Source organism: Streptomyces sp. NPDC031100, assembly GCF_055570785.1.
Genome location: NZ_JBVIGN010000018.1, coordinates 172,604 through 186,257 on the forward strand (window position 1 = coordinate 172,604; position 13,654 = coordinate 186,257).

13 protein-coding genes are annotated in these 13,654 nt (G+C 71.2%); 5 read left to right on the forward strand and 8 right to left on the reverse strand.

What is annotated here, in order from left to right; all coding sequences use genetic code 11:
* Nucleotides 1-3 precede the first annotated feature (3 nt).
* From ACZ5DS_RS38175 to ACZ5DS_RS38185, 3 genes are all read right to left on the reverse strand, one after another.
* Complete coding sequence (locus tag ACZ5DS_RS38175; protein ID WP_468247950.1) at nt 4-660, reverse strand: CBS domain-containing protein; 657 nt, start codon at nt 658-660, stop codon at nt 4-6.
* A gap of 148 nt (nt 661-808) precedes the next feature.
* Nucleotides 809-2,476 carry a SulP family inorganic anion transporter gene (locus ACZ5DS_RS38180; RefSeq protein WP_468247952.1) on the reverse strand — a complete coding sequence of 556 codons (1,668 nt, stop codon included), beginning with the start codon at nt 2,474-2,476 and terminating at the stop codon, nt 809-811.
* Nucleotides 2,477-2,688: 212 nt separating this feature from the next.
* A complete protein-coding gene (locus ACZ5DS_RS38185) occupies nt 2,689-3,870 on the reverse strand; it encodes a site-2 protease family protein (RefSeq protein WP_468247955.1) in 1,182 nt (393 codons plus the stop codon).
* Nucleotides 3,871-4,314: 444 nt separating this feature from the next.
* On the opposite strand from ACZ5DS_RS38185, the gene ACZ5DS_RS38190 reads away from it, so the two are divergent.
* On the forward strand, nt 4,315-4,521 hold the full coding sequence (locus ACZ5DS_RS38190) for a hypothetical protein (RefSeq protein ID WP_468248002.1): 207 nt from the start codon (nt 4,315-4,317) through the stop codon (nt 4,519-4,521).
* Here ACZ5DS_RS38190 and ACZ5DS_RS38195 read toward each other — a convergent pair.
* A complete protein-coding gene (locus tag ACZ5DS_RS38195; protein WP_468247956.1) occupies nt 4,487-4,942 on the reverse strand; it encodes a pyridoxamine 5'-phosphate oxidase family protein in 456 nt (151 codons plus the stop codon). The two genes, ACZ5DS_RS38190 and ACZ5DS_RS38195, sit on opposite strands and share 35 nt — an antisense overlap.
* Nucleotides 4,943-5,577: 635 nt before the next feature.
* On the opposite strand from ACZ5DS_RS38195, the gene ACZ5DS_RS38200 reads away from it, so the two are divergent.
* Together ACZ5DS_RS38200 and ACZ5DS_RS38205 are read left to right on the forward strand one after the other, a co-directional pair.
* On the forward strand, nt 5,578-5,658 hold the full coding sequence (locus ACZ5DS_RS38200; protein ID WP_468247997.1) for a hypothetical protein: 81 nt from the start codon (nt 5,578-5,580) through the stop codon (nt 5,656-5,658).
* 16 nt (nt 5,659-5,674) lie between these two features.
* A complete protein-coding gene (locus ACZ5DS_RS38205) occupies nt 5,675-6,172 on the forward strand; it encodes a CBS domain-containing protein (protein ID WP_468247958.1) in 498 nt (165 codons plus the stop codon).
* Between the two features lie 138 nt (nt 6,173-6,310).
* On the opposite strand, the gene ACZ5DS_RS38210 is transcribed toward ACZ5DS_RS38205, so the two are convergent.
* Nucleotides 6,311-7,840 (reverse strand): Rieske 2Fe-2S domain-containing protein, encoded by a 1,530-nt coding sequence (locus tag ACZ5DS_RS38210; RefSeq protein WP_468247999.1) that lies wholly within the window; start codon nt 7,838-7,840, stop codon nt 6,311-6,313.
* Nucleotides 7,841-8,047: 207 nt separating this feature from the next.
* On the opposite strand from ACZ5DS_RS38210, the gene ACZ5DS_RS38215 reads away from it, so the two are divergent.
* Together ACZ5DS_RS38215 and ACZ5DS_RS38220 are read left to right on the forward strand one after the other, a co-directional pair.
* On the forward strand, nt 8,048-9,418 hold the full coding sequence (locus ACZ5DS_RS38215) for an ATP-grasp domain-containing protein (protein ID WP_468247960.1): 1,371 nt from the start codon (nt 8,048-8,050) through the stop codon (nt 9,416-9,418).
* Nucleotides 9,415-9,975, forward strand: coding sequence for a GNAT family N-acetyltransferase (locus ACZ5DS_RS38220; protein ID WP_468247962.1), 561 nt, complete (start codon nt 9,415-9,417; stop codon nt 9,973-9,975). The genes ACZ5DS_RS38215 and ACZ5DS_RS38220 overlap by 4 nt, the downstream gene beginning before the upstream one ends.
* Before the next feature lie 138 nt (nt 9,976-10,113).
* On the opposite strand, the gene ACZ5DS_RS38225 is transcribed toward ACZ5DS_RS38220, so the two are convergent.
* From ACZ5DS_RS38225 to ACZ5DS_RS38235, 3 genes are all read right to left on the reverse strand, one after another.
* Nucleotides 10,114-11,826 (reverse strand): VanW family protein, encoded by a 1,713-nt coding sequence (locus tag ACZ5DS_RS38225; protein WP_468247964.1) that lies wholly within the window; start codon nt 11,824-11,826, stop codon nt 10,114-10,116.
* 200 nt (nt 11,827-12,026) lie between these two features.
* Nucleotides 12,027-13,268: a cytochrome P450 family protein gene (locus ACZ5DS_RS38230; RefSeq protein ID WP_468247967.1), complete on the reverse strand. Its 1,242-nt coding sequence runs from the start codon at nt 13,266-13,268 to the stop codon at nt 12,027-12,029.
* Nucleotides 13,265-13,486 carry an amidohydrolase family protein gene (locus ACZ5DS_RS38235; protein WP_468247968.1) on the reverse strand — a complete coding sequence of 74 codons (222 nt, stop codon included), beginning with the start codon at nt 13,484-13,486 and terminating at the stop codon, nt 13,265-13,267. Before ACZ5DS_RS38235 ends, ACZ5DS_RS38230 begins: the two co-directional genes overlap by 4 nt.
* Nucleotides 13,487-13,654 lie beyond the last annotated feature (168 nt).

The window sequence follows — 13,654 nt, forward strand, 5'->3', positions numbered from 1 at the left end:
CGCCTACCGCACACCCGCCGCGCGTGTGAGGTCGAACTGCACGTCCACCACTCCCTCGACGGCCCGCACCAGGCGCGCGGCCACGGGGACCAGGGCGGTGTCACGGACCCTGCCGGTCAGCGTGGCGACTCCGTCGTGCACGTCCACCTGGATGGACGAGGACGGCGGCGAGAAGAGGCACGACACGATCTCATGCCGGATCTCCTCGGCGATGTCCTCGTCGTCGCGCAGGAAGACCTTGAGCAGGTCGGCACGGCTGATGATGCCCTCCAGCAGACCGGATTCGCCGACCACGGGCAGCCGCTTGACCTTCTCGCGCGCCATGATCCGCGCGGCCTCGGCGAGGGCGGCGTTCGCCCGGACGGTGATCGCGGGCGAGGACATCAGGTCCCCTGCGGTGGCCGCACCGGCCTTCTCCACGTCGGCGGGCGGGCGCAGCAGTGTGTAACCCTCCTCGGGGCTGCCGCGGAGTTCCTCCGTGGGCAGCAGGTCGGCTTCCGAGACCACGCCGACGACCCGGCCCTCGCCTTCGAGTACGGGGAGCGCGCTGACCTGCCATTCCTGCATCAGCTGCACGATCTCCTGGAACGAGGCCCTTCGGCCGACGGCGGCGACCGTGTGGGTCATGACATCGCTGACGATGTGCGGGGTGCCGTACATGCTGACCCCCTAAGGTCCATGGTGGGCGGTCCTGCTGCTTCCAGCGTGGGCCGGTACGGGAGGGTAGGAAACCGGTACGGGAGGGTAGGAAAGGGGTCCCTCGGCCCCGGGTGAGCCGTTCGGGCTCCCGTCGGCCCGGCGCGCGACCTCAGCGGTCGTGGCACCAGGCCCGGTACGCGGCCACCGCCGTCGGCAGGGTCGGGAAGATGCGGTCGGCGCCCACGGACTCCGCGAGGCCGTACGCCCGCAGTTCGTCCAGCAGGTCCTGCTTGACCCGGGCGAGGGCGAACACGATGCCGCGGTCCGTGAGCTCCCGGCGCAGCTCGTCCACCGCGTCCAGGGCCGTGATGTCGACCTCCACGTTGGCCTCGGTGTTCAGCAGGAACCAGCGAACCGGCTCGGTCTGTTCGTCGACCGCGGCCAGTGCCCGGCGCCGGAAGTCCTCCGCGTTGGCGAAGAACAGGGGTGAGTCGTAGCGGTACACGAGCAGACCCGGGATCGTGCGTGCCTGCGGGTAGTCGTCGACGTCGTGCATGCCCGCCACCCCGGGCACCAGCCCCTCGATGGCGTCGTGCGGCCGCGCCACCCGGGTCAGCAGCTCGGCCACCGACAGTCCGACGGCCACGAGCACCCCGTACAGGATGTCCAGGGCGAGCACGCCCGCCAGGCAGCCCAGGGCGAGGAACAGCTCGCGGCGCCGGAAGGAGGCGAGCCGGCGGAAGCCCTGGACGTCGACCATGCGTGCGGCGGCGTAGACCACGAGCGCGCCGAGCACAGCCGCGGGCATGCGGGTCAGCAGCGGGCTGAGGAACAGCAGAACGGCCAGCACAGCCGCCCCCGCGACCAGCGAGTACACCTGGCTGCGGGCGCCCGCGGAGGCCGCGAGCGCCGTACGGCTGGCGCTGCTGCTGACCGGGAAGCCGTGCAGTACACCGGCGCCGAGGTTGGTGGCGCCCAGGGCGAGGAGCTCCCGGTTGGCGTCGAGTGCGGTCGTCTTGTCCGTACGGTCGGTGAAGGCACGCGCGGTGAGGATGAGGTCGGTGTACGCGACGAGCAGCACACCGAGCGCGGGCAGCACCAGGCGCGGCAGGGCCCCCAGGTCGGGCAGCGCCAGGTCGGGAAGCCCGGAGGGCACCCGGCCGATCACCGCGACGCCGTACCGTCCGTCGAGGTCGAAGGCCACGACGGCAGCCGTGGCCAGGACCACGGCGAGCAGCGGCCCGGGCAGGGCGGGAAAGAAGCGGGCGACGACGAAGAGGAACACCAGTGCGGCGGCGGAGACAGCCACCGTGGCCGGGTCGACGCGCGTCAGATTCCGGAGGAAGGACCACAGCTGGGGGAAGAACTCCGTGCTGTTCGTCCGCACACCGGTGAGCCTGGGCACCTGGTCCACCGCCATGATCAGCGCCACGCCCGCGAGATAGCCGACCAGGACCGGGCGGGAGAGCAGATCCGCGAGGAAGCCCAGCCGGACCGCCCGGGCCACCAGGCACAGCAACCCGACCGTGACGGCGAGAGCAGCCGCGAGCGACGCGTAGCGCCCCGGGTCGCCGGCGGCCGGCGGGCCGACCACCGTGGCCGTCATCAGGGCCGTAGTGGACTCGGGGCCGACCGACAGCAGCCGCGAGGAACCGAACAGCGCGTACAGGGCCAGCGCCGGAAGGATCGCCCAGAGCCCGGCGACCGGTGGCAGACCGGCCACTCCCGCGTACGCCATGACCTGCGGAACGAGGTACGCGGCCACCGTCACGCCCGCGATCAGATCGGCCCGGAGCCAGCCGCGTCGGCGCACGAACAGGGCGCCGAGCTGGGGCATCAGGAACGACCTCCCTGACATCCGCCTGCCCGAGCCTTCGGCCATGAGCCAGTCCTCCGCCGTCCGCTCCCAGGATGCAACGCCGGGCTCACCCCGCAAGCCGCTCGCCTGTCGGTCGCCGTCAGTCAGGTGGGTCGATGGCCCCGGCCGTTCGTTGTTCCGTGAGCGGCAAGTGCCTTGACCTGAGTGCTAGACGCCTTCCGTAGCCGTCATCACGTCTCCTTCGGCTGTTCGGGGCGGTCGCGGCGCGGCCCGCCAGAGCCGGGAGCGGCGGACGCAGCAGGCCAGGCCAGGGCACGGGTGATGTCGGCGATGGTGAGGATGCCGACGAGGCGGCCTGCGTCGAGGATGAGCGCCCGGCGCAGGGGGCTCGCCTCCAGGCGCGGGAGCAGGTCGAGCACGGGTTCCTCGGGAACGGCCGTGACGACGTCGCCGAGGGGGGGCATCACCTCGTGGACCGTCGTGGTCGAACGGGCCTGGAGCGGCGTCTCGTCGACGTGCCGAAGGGTGAGCACACCGCTCACCGAGCCGTCGGCTGCCAGCACCGGAAACGCGGAGTGGCGGTATTGCCCGAAGGGGCCCTCGGCGAGGAAGTCGGCGAGGGTCGCCGTGGCCGGCACGGTGACCGGGTCCGCAGTCATGACCCGGCTGACCGGGACACCGCGCAACAGGCTGCGCATCTCGGCCTGACGGGCCTCGGCGGTGGCCGCTGCGATGAGGAACCAGCCGATCAGCGCGAGCCACAGACCAGACAGGTCCCGCCCGTACAGCACGGCGACGAATCCGATCACCACCATGAGCCAGCCCAGCGCCCGGCCCGCCGACGAGGCACCCCGAGTGGCCCGCAGCCGGTCGCCGGTGCGGTGCCACAGGTAGGAGCGCAGCAGCCGTCCTCCGTCCAGCGGCGCTGCGGGCAGCGCGTTGAAGACAGCCAGCAGAACGTTGATCGCGGCGAGCCAGACGCACGCCTCGACCACCAGCCCGGACGCATGGAGAGCGCCCAGCCCTGCGGCAACGCCCGCGAGCAGGCCACCCGCCAGCAGGCTCGTGAGCGGACCCACGCCGGCGATGCGCAGCTCCGCGGCCGGTGTCGGAGCCTCGTCGTGCAGGCGGGCGGCGCCGCCCAGCATCCACAGCGTGATGCCGTCCACGTGGACGCCGTTGCGGCGAGCGACCAGGGCATGGGCCAGTTCGTGCGCCAGCAGGGAGCCGAGGAAGACGACAGCGGTCAGCAGGGCGAGGGCCCAGTACACGAGGGCGGAGTGGCCGGGGTGAGCCTCGGGGAACCGGCCGCGCGCCAGCGCGACCATCACCAGGGCGACGATGACCAGGACACTCCAGTGCAGGCCGACCCGCACGCCGGCGATCCGGCCGAGGGACAGCGTCTCCTTCATGACACCTCGCCTCACCCTCCGACTGCTTCCTCGTCCGTCGTTCGGGCGGACGCCGCCGGGCTCCCTGCCAGGAGCAGGTCCGCGGCACCTTCATCGTCCGGCGGCGGTGGTCTCGCGGGAAGGGTCGATGGGCTGGTAGCGGGGGCGACTGGCCCGGCCGCTGCCGCAGTTCGACTCCGGTGGGTCGGTGCGGCCGGCTGACGACCGGTGCAGCCCCGGGACGCAGGCTCAGGGGCATCGGGCCGGGCCGGGATGGGCACCGTTCGGCCGACGGTCGAGGGGCCGTCGGCCCAAGCGCGACCCCTCCGCGCTGCCCAAGCTGAACGTGCGCGGCAATCCCGGCACGGCCCGCGCTCGCGGACATCTTCCCGACCGCCTACGAGGTGGGCGTCCTCAACGGCCACGTACGCCCCGGCGACACCGTCGCCAAAGTCGGTGCAGAACGTGACCATCACGACCGGACTGGTCGACACCTGCTCCACTCCCACGCTGCTGCGGATGGCCGCCGCCGGTCGCACCCGTGCGCCGACGACGCCGGCCGAGGCACTGGAGACGACCGTCTCCGAACTCACCGGCGGCGCCCTGGACCTGCCACCGGGAACCGGACGGGCACGAGTCAGTCGTCCTGCGGCACCTCGCCCCTCGCCGTGAGAAGGATCCCCGTGATCAGGTCGGGGTGGATGCGTACTGCATGGTCCAGGCCCGGCAGGGCCGCCCAGGGCTTCAGCAGCGACCGAATGCGCACCAGCTCGCTGGGGTCGGTCACCAGCCGGGCGTAGCCCGTGACCACCACGCTCCAGCCGAGCTGCGTGTCGGGATCGATGGCGTCCGCCTCGTAGGCGACGACGACGCCGGTGCTGTCAGCCTGTTGGGCCTGGGAGGTCAGGGCCGATCCCTCGTGGGTGCGGATGACGATGTCGCCGCCGTCGAGGACGTGATTGACCGGACGGACGGTCGGCAGGGCGTGCCGGGTGAACACGATCCTGCCCATGGACACGCTGCCGAGCAGCCGCAGCGCCTCGGCGCGGTCGAGGTCGATGCGCCGGTGTGCCGGGTGATCATCACGGATCATGGCTGACTTCTTCGCGGGTGTGTCGCTTCCTGCTCGTCGGCCTTGGTGTCCTGTCGGCTCGGACGCAGTGACATGGCGCGGAGCGACACCGCGGGGGATCGGTGCCGCTCCTGCTTCCACTGTCGCCCATGCCCCGCTCTCTCTCCAGTGCCGATCGGGCCAATGGGCGGGGCCGGACGGCCCTGAACTGAACCGGGACAAGATCGTCCGGCATCGGATCGCCGCTGCTCGCGGAGCCACCGACCCGGCCGCGGCATGACAGGACGGGAAGGGCCATCCACTTCTCGCGGATCCGGATTGCGCGGTGCACGGCTGCCGGCCGCTTCTCCGCGTCTCCAACGGGTCCTTCCCGCCACTACCAGCACACCACGGGAAACGCCGGTCCACCAGGCCAATCGCCCCTGATCTATCGGGACCCAACGGCCCCGCGCCTTGGCCTCACCGGCCTATGACGCGTTCCACGGGGCGGGTGAGCGTGAGAGCCCTGATCATCACCCTCGGCGTCCTCCTGTACCGCGCCGTGGCGAGGCAGGCAGGGAGCAGCGACCTTGCCGATGCCCGGACGTCTTGCCGATTCCCGGACGTCTGGGCTCTCCCCGGAGCAACCTCTTGCGGAACGCTTCGCCCGAGGTGAGATGGACGAGGAGGAGTACCACCGGCGCCTGACCGTGCTGAGGGAAACCACGGGCGACGTTCCTCGGCTCGGTCGGCGCTGATCGGGAGGAGGCAGCCGTGGACGAGAGCCTTTCCGTGGGCGACATGATGAACCGGGCGCCGTACTCGATCACCGAGGACGAGACGCTGCTGATGGCCTGGGAAGTGGTCGAGCGGTCCGGGCAGGGTCATCTGCCGGTGGTCCGCCAGGACGGCTGTTGCGCCGGTGTGCTGGACCGAGCCGAGCTCGCCGTCGCCTGCGCGGACCCCGCGGTGACACTGTCCCACCGGCCCGTGCGCGACCTCGTGCACGGGCGCCGCACGGTCACGGTCCATCCCGAGGAATCGACGCTCCGCGCGGCGGCCGTGATGGCGGAGGAACACATGGACGCGCTGCCGGTCACCGATCCGCACGGACGACTGACCGGCCTGCTCACGGCGCAGGACTACGTGGCCGCCGCTGCTGGTCTGCACCGGCACGCAGGGTCGGCGCAGGAGGGGCCGCACCGATGTACACCGCTGCCTGGGCTGCCACCTCGCCGAAGGGAGCAGGAACGCGGCATTCCCATTCCGTAGGACGCTGCCTACGCACGGCGAGTGGATGTCCCGCCGGGCAGAACGTTCGCCAGGGCTCCTCCGGTCAGGCTGTCCGCCGAACGCGAAGCGTACGCACCTGCAGGGCCCTGCTCACCCGCTGCTCCGGCATCTCAGCGATCACGCGTCCCCGGCCGGGCGGGCGGTGAGCCGGTGGCCGTATGCGTTCAGGCAGCGGCCCGTCTGCAGGTCGAAGCGCCAGTTGTGCATACGGCAGCGCAGCACGCCGTCCTGGATCTCGCCGAAGCGGGCCAGGTCGGCGCGGAGGTGGGGGCAGCGGCGCTGGATCTCCCAGCCGTCCAGGCGGATGAACTCGCTCGGCGCCTCGGGTTCGGCGTACCAGGCGTCGGCGTAGCTGATCCGTTCCGGGGAGAGGCACTTGAAGAAGGTGTAGACGTGCTCGTTGTACGGTCCGACCCGCGAGGTCGTGAACCGCATGCCGAGGAGAAGGCTGTTGACCCAGTCGACCTGGTGGTCGGCGATCAGCCGCTCCACAAGGTCCCGTTCGAACCGGAAGTGGTAACGGCACGGTTCGCCGTCCCAGCGGCGCACCTCGCGGGCGGGGAAGTCGATGACGAGCGGCAGGTCGCCGATGTTCAGGAGAACCGGGCCGCCGACGCCCGCGCAGATGCGGTCGGCGATCCGGAGCAGCGGTTCGAACCAGTCCTTGAGAGCGGAGAGGACATCGACGCCTGTCCCGGCCGGTCGCCAGGTCCGGCGCTCCTGTGCGATCCGGGTCCGGGCCCGGGCCGCGTACGACCGCAGGTACGCCTCCTTGTCCCGGAACGCGGTGAACGCGTCCGGGGCCGGGTGGCGGACCCCGCACTGTCCGTGCGCGAACTCCAGGATGGTGCCGGGGACGGTCAGTAGGGCCTCGGGGTGGCCGTTGCGGTGCAGGTGGTCCACGAACACCGACTGGTCCGGGAAGGGGTTGTGGTCCTCGCCGTGCAGATCGTTGAAGTCGAAGAGGTCGTCGTCCAGGAAGCAGGCGGGGCCCGCGTTCGGCACCACGTGTCGGGCGCCGACCTGTTCGATGAAACGCTGCGCCCGCGTGAGGCCGTTGCGGCGGGCAGCCCTGCCGTAGACCGCCTTGGCGCGCGCGGGCAGGTCGTAGGCCAGCGGCCACCAGCTGGCGCCGGAGAACTGCAGGAAGTGCGCGTCGTACGGGCCGAAGGCGGCGATCTGTTCGGCCTGCAGGGGCCTCGCGTCGTTCTGGTTGAGGATGCGCGCCGTGCCGTCGGCCACCGCGAGGGCCGAGTCCCCGATCGGGCCGTCGACCGGTGCGCTGACGGCGGTGATCGCCACGCGCAGACCGCCGCCGAGCCCGACGGGTTCGCCGTTCGGCAGTCGGCGGAAGCGGGTGAAGCCGAGGGCGGCGAGTGCGTCCCGCAGGTCGTCGAGGGGGTAGTCGGGGAGCAGGACGGTGGTGTCACGGCCCACGCGCTCGCGCAGGTGGGCGGGGTCGAAGTGGTCCTGGTGGAGGTGGGAGACGTAGAGGTAGTCGGGGTGCGCGTACCGGTCCCAGGGGAGCGCGCTGTTGTCGGGGAAGGGGAACCAGGAGGCGAAGTACGCGGGGCTGGTCCACGGATCGCAGAGGATGCTCCCCGCGGTCGTCTCCAGATAGAGCCCGGCGTGGCCGAGCATCGTCACTCGCAAGGCGTGTCCGTTTCCGTGTCCGTTCCGTCGGGTGCCGGCGTGTTCCGCTCCCTTCGAGAACGAGACCGCCGGGAAAAGGGCACCCAAAGGGGCACCTGCAAAGGCCCGGGCGGCCGCGCATTCTAACGCTCCGTCAGTACCACCGACGACCCACGGCTTCTTTACGTTCGGGGCGTATCGCCGGACTGCATAATCCACCGCGTGATTGCGTCCCTCGACGACGTCGAGCGCCTGCTGCGGCCCGCCCGCTTCCTCGGCACCGCCCCGCGCCCGCTCTACCTGCTGCCGCTGCTCCGCACGGACTGCCTGGCCGGACTGCTGACGCCCGAGGGCGTGGACGCGGGCTGGAGCGATCGGTTCGCCGCCCACATGTACACGCTGGAGGAGCGGACCCGAAGCCGCGCGGACACACTGAGCGGCCGCGGTCTGGACGCCCTGATGGACCACCTGCCCGGCCTGGTGGGGGACCGGTGGCGGGGCCGCGAGTTCGCCCTCGCCGCCTACGGGACGTACCGGCCGCACTGGCAGCAGGCCGTCGAGGCCACCGGCGCCCGGCTGCTCGTGCCGGACGTGCAGCACGCCTGGGAGGCGCTCAAGGACAAGGCCGCGATGCGGGACTGGTTCCGGCAGCTGGGGGTGCCGACGCCGGACGACGTGGTGGTGGGCGGCGTCGACGGGATCGACTACCCGGCACTGCGGCGCCGCTTCGGCGACCGGTTCGTCGTACAGAAGCCGCGCAGCGCGGGCGGCAACGGCACGTACCTGGTCACCGACAGGAGCACGGCGGCGGACCTGCCGTCGCGGGAGCGCTGGCTGGTCAGCGAGTACGTCGGGGACACCACCCTGGCCTGCTACGGCTTCGTCGCCCACGACGGGACGGCCGCGACGCTGCGTGCGGCCCTGCAACTGGCCGGGATCGAGGAGACGGGCGCCGGGTTCGGCGAGTACTCCGGTTCGGACTTCGGCGCCCCCGCGCTGCTGCCGCCGGCCGTGCTCGCCCGGACGAACGACGCGATGGAACGCATCGGCCGGGGCCTCGCCGACCTCGGTTACCGGGGCATCTTCGGCGCCGACTTCGCCCTGTGCGCGGACTCCGTCGTCGCGCTGGAGGTCAACTGCCGCGTGCTGGGCTCGACCTGGCTGCTGGGCGAGATCGAACTCGGGGACGAGCAGGTGCCGACGCTGGTACGGCACGTGGCCGAGCGGCACGGCCACCGGACCCTCGGCAAACCCCACCAGGACCCGGCGGACGGCGTCCAACTGACCGTACGTCACACCGCCCCCGAACCCTGCTACGTGCCGAACGCACCCGCCCCCGGCGTCTACGCCCTCCAGGCCGACCGCCTGGTCTTCCGCCGCCCCGGCTTCGGGCTGCTGGAGTGCGGGGCCGACGAGTGCGTCCTGGTGAACCTGGCGCGGGAAGGGACGGTGCTGCACCCCCGCGGCATCATCGGCCGGCTCGTCACCCGGCGCCCGCTGACCGCGCCGGACGGCCGTTCGCTCAACGCCCATGGCCGTCGTCTCGTCCAGGCCCTGCGCCGCCTCTACTCGTTCGGGGAGGAGCGGAGTTGACCCCGCCGCCGCTCTACGTCCGTCCGGCCGTCCCGGAGGACCTGGAGACCCTGCGTCACTGGCGGCGGGAGGCCGCCGGATGGCTGGCGGTGCGGCACGGCTCCGACCAGTGGTCGAAACCCTTCCGCCCCCGGCTCACCCTGTCCCTCATCGAGCAGGGCGCGACCGTGATGGCCATGCTCGCCCCCGAGGACGAACCGGTGGCCACCCTCACCCTGCTCCCGCACGGCCATCCACGCCTGTGGACCCCGGCCGAACTGGCCGTCCCGGCCCGCTACCTCCGCAAAGTGATCGTCGCCCGCCCGCACGCCGGCCGCGGCATCGGCGCGACCCTCCAGCAGTGGGCCCGCGCCCGCGCCGCCGCCGACGGCGCCCAGGTGGTCCGCCTGGCCGCCTGGACCGACAACACCGGCCTCCACGCGTACTACGTCGGCCAGGGCTGGCGGCACGTCAGAACCGTCCCCGGCATTCCGGCAGGCGCGCTGTTCGAGACGACGGCGAAGGCCGCGCAGCACCTGCGGGTGATCGAGCTGGGAAGGATCCCGCTACCCGCTTGAACGCGGCCTTTCGGCTGTCATCTTTGGCGGGGTGCGCACGGTCAAGACGCCGAGGGCGAGTTCGGCCGCGATCTCCGAGTCGGACCTGCCCTGGGCGGCCAGCGCGGTGACCTTGCTCGATGGCCTACGGAGTGCGGATCATTCGCAGGTGATCTCGTCGCGTGGGGCGTAGTGCGTGTGGAACGGCTCCCGCTTGACTTCCTTGCCGTCGTTGGAGAAGACCCGCTCCACGGTGACGTCGAAGCCCTCGAGCGGTGTCTGCGGCACGCACTTCTTGTCGGTGTTCACCTTCTTCGCAGGCTGTTGCACATGGGTGCGGGGCCCCTTGACCGACTTGATCTCGTCGTACTTCTTGGTGCCGAGGAAGGTGACGGTCACGGAGGTGTCGGTGGACTCGGCCTGGATGGAGATGGCGTGGCCCGAGTCGTTCTTGAACTTCAGGTCCAGGCTGCCCCAGGCGACCGTCGCCTCACGTCCCTCCGGATAGCGCTCGATGTAGAAGGAGTGGGCACCGTGCTCCATCACCTTCACCCCGGCGAAGAACGCCGCGTTGTAGACAGTGGTGGCCACAGTGGAGACCCCGCCGCCGGGCGCCTTCGTGAACTCGTTGTCGAAGATGATGATGCCCTGGACGAAGCCGTTGGCCTCGGTGCGCTCGCCTACGGTCCGGTTGAGGCTCCACGTCTCGTTCGGCATGATCACGGAACCGTTGATCAGCTCCACGGCCCGGCCGATGTTCTTGGTGCGGTACGGGGCCTTTTCGAAGTTGACGGTGAAGGAGGACAACTTCTCCTTCAGCCCCAGCTGCGCGGCGTTCGCGCCGGTCACCTCCGGCTGGATCTTGCGCGTGGTCAGCTCGCCCGTGCGGGCGGCGGTGTCTGACTTGGTGAGCATCGGCAGCACAGTCCGGCTCAGCGCCTGATCGGTGATCTCCTGGCCGGGCCTGCCGTCGTCGGCCGCCACGACCTTGTCGCCGTCGAGTCGCAGTCTGGCGTTCTCGGGCCTGCTGGTGATGCCGGCCAGTTCGGGTGCGGCGCGCAGGCCCTTGCCGTCGAGCCCCGGTTCCAGCCTGCCGGTGCCGTCCGGTCGCATCGTGAGGTACCGGCTCAGGACGGCCTGGCTGATCGTGAACCGCTTGTCACCCGCGGTGAGCGTGATCGGCGCCGACATGGCCGGCTGCGCGAACTCGCGCACCGCTCGTTGGACCTCTGCCGCCGTGACCTTCGGTTTGGTCTCGCGGGCGGGCAGGGCCGTGACCGCGTCGGCCTTGCCGCGCAGGAAGGAGCTGCGCAGGGTGCCGACCGCGGCGTCCACGTCGAGCGCGTAGCCGCGGCGTGGGGCCACCTGTTCGACCCGGCCGTCCGTGAAGGTGACCGCGCCGTCCCGGACCTTCTGATCAAGAGATGTGGCCAGCTTGACGAGAGCGGCGCGGGTCTTCCCCTTGTCGACGCGTACGACCGGCTCGATCTCCCCGCCACCCGAGCGGAACAGCCCGCCGACCACGCTGAACGGATCGGAGCCGGTACGCGTCGCCCGGTCGACGGTCTGCTCGACGTCGAAGCCGAGCCCGGCCTGCCGAGGATCGACCGTACTCCTGCGGTCACCGACCGTCACGGCCAGCTCGTGCGAGCCGGCCGCCGCCAGGTGCTTCTCCAGCTCCCGGACGGCGTCCGCGCGACTCAGACCCCCGATGTTCACGCCGCGCACCGTCGTACCCGCCTCGATCTCCCCGCCCGTGAGCAGCAGCCCGGTGAGATACAGGCCGCCCAGGCCGACGGCCAGGGCGCCGCCGGCCAAGGCGACGGGCGGAGTGGAGGCTATTCGCGGGATGGAGGGTATGCGAGGGCGCATGGGTCTCCTGGACGATCGATGGGGCGGTCTACTCGATGACGTGACGCGGTGGACAGAGTAAGCACGTCAAACTATCCACAATCGGGCATTGATCGTCTATGTCCCACATCACGCCATACGCCCCACGGCGGCCAGAAAACACCGACTCCCCGTGCCCTCCCCGGTCGAAGGCTTGCTGAATTCTCCCTTCTGCGCGCCGGTCACCCGGCAGGATCGAGTACGACCGGAAGCTCCGCGAGGCCGCGGAAGGCCGGGAAGGGAACCTCCATCCACCGCGCCTCGCCGCCGGGGTCGGCCGGCGTCATCCTCGGGAACCGGTCGAACAGGGCGGTGAGAGCCAGCTGCATCTCCAGCCGGGCCAGCGGGGCTCCCAGGCAGTAGTGGCTGCCGTGCCCGAACCCCAGATGCGCGTCCTGCGCGTTGCCCGGACGCATCACGTTCAACTCGTCCGGGGTGTCGAACTTCAGCGGATCGCGGTTGGCCGAACTGATCGCGATCTGGACCAGGGCGCCCTTGGGAATCCGCGTCCCGTTGTACTCCACGTCCTCGGTCGCGTAGCGGAACGTCGCGGTCTCCACGGAGCCGTCGTAGCGCACCAGTTCCTCGACTGCCGCACGCATCAGCTCCCGGTTCTCCCGCACGGCGCGCAGCTGCTCGGGATGGGACAGGAGGTGGTGCACGGCGTTGCCGATCAGGTACGCGGTCGTCTTGTGACCCGCGAACATCAGCAGGAACGCCGTGGAGACCAGCTCGCTCTCGGTCAGCCCGCCGTCGTCGTCCCGGGCCGCGATGAGCGCGCTCAGGAGATCGTCACCCGGACGGCTCCGCTTGGCGGCGATGAGATCCGAGAAGTACGCGTGCAGATCCTCCTCCGCCTTCTGCTGGGCCCGTTTGGCCTCCTCGTTGAAACCGCTCTGGGCCACCGTGGAGGACAGGTTCTGCATCCGCGCCCGTTCCTGTGGCGGTACACCGAGCAGATCGCAGATCACGATGATCGGCAGCGGGAACGCGAAGACCGGCAGCAGGTCGAAGGGCTCCCGGGTCGGGCACTCGTCGAGCAGGCCCCGGACGATGTCCTGGATCTTCGGCCGCAGAGCTTCCACACGCCGTGGGGTGAACGCGGAGTTGACCAGCCTGCGCAGCCGCGTGTGCTTGGGCGCGTCGGAGTTGAGCATGTTGTCGTCCAGCGCGACGGACGAGTCACCGAAGATCCTCCGGTAGGCGTCCATGGCTCCGTACATGTCCTTGCTCAACCGCGGATCGGACAGGGCGGCCCGCGCATCCTCGTACCGGGTGATCAGGTAGGTCTCGTTGCCGTGCGGCGGTCTCATGGGGCAGACCGGCGCAGCGTCGCGGAGATGGGCGTAGACCGTGTGAGGATCGCGCCGGAACTCCGGGGTGCAGCGTTCGGCCGCGGTGACGGCCTCTTGCGTGGTGGTCACGGACGACTCCTCAGGTCGAAGAGGGCCTCGGCGTTGCCACCGAGGATGAGCTGCTGCGAGGCCTTGTCGACCGGCAGCTTCTCGATCATGCGGATCTGCTCCTCCAGCGGCACGGCCAACGGGGGTGAGTCGGTGCCGAACAGCATCCGTTCGGGCCCCAGGACCTCCGCGTTCAGGCTCAGATGCGCCGAACTGACCGGGCTCGTGTCGACGTACATGCGCTGCAGCGCCGCGGCCGGGTCGACCGCCGGCCCTCTGGCCGCCGGCGGCGCGCAGGTCGCCTCGGGCCGGCCGGGGGGGGGGGGGGGGGGGGGGGGGGGGGGGGGGGGGGGGGGGGGGGGGGGGGGGGGGGGGGGGGGGGGGGGGGGGGGGGGGGGGGGGGGGGG

What these genes read in the sequence shown, in the direction of transcription:
- ACZ5DS_RS38195 (WP_468247956.1), bottom strand. Translation starts at nt 4,942, where the DNA reads ATGATCCGTGATGATCACCCGGCACACCGGCGCATCGACCTCGACCGC.
- ACZ5DS_RS38185 (WP_468247955.1), bottom strand. Translation starts at nt 3,870, where the DNA reads ATGAAGGAGACGCTGTCCCTCGGCCGGATCGCCGGCGTGCGGGTCGGC.
- ACZ5DS_RS38225 (WP_468247964.1), bottom strand. Translation starts at nt 11,826, where the DNA reads ATGCGCCCTCGCATACCCTCCATCCCGCGAATAGCCTCCACTCCGCCC.
- ACZ5DS_RS38180 (WP_468247952.1), bottom strand. Translation starts at nt 2,476, where the DNA reads ATGCCCCAGCTCGGCGCCCTGTTCGTGCGCCGACGCGGCTGGCTCCGG.
- ACZ5DS_RS38175 (WP_468247950.1), bottom strand. Translation starts at nt 660, where the DNA reads ATGTACGGCACCCCGCACATCGTCAGCGATGTCATGACCCACACGGTC.
- ACZ5DS_RS38200 (WP_468247997.1), top strand. Translation starts at nt 5,578, where the DNA reads ATGGACGAGGAGGAGTACCACCGGCGCCTGACCGTGCTGAGGGAAACC.
- ACZ5DS_RS38235 (WP_468247968.1), bottom strand. Translation starts at nt 13,486, where the DNA reads ATGTACGTCGACACGAGCCCGGTCAGTTCGGCGCATCTGAGCCTGAAC.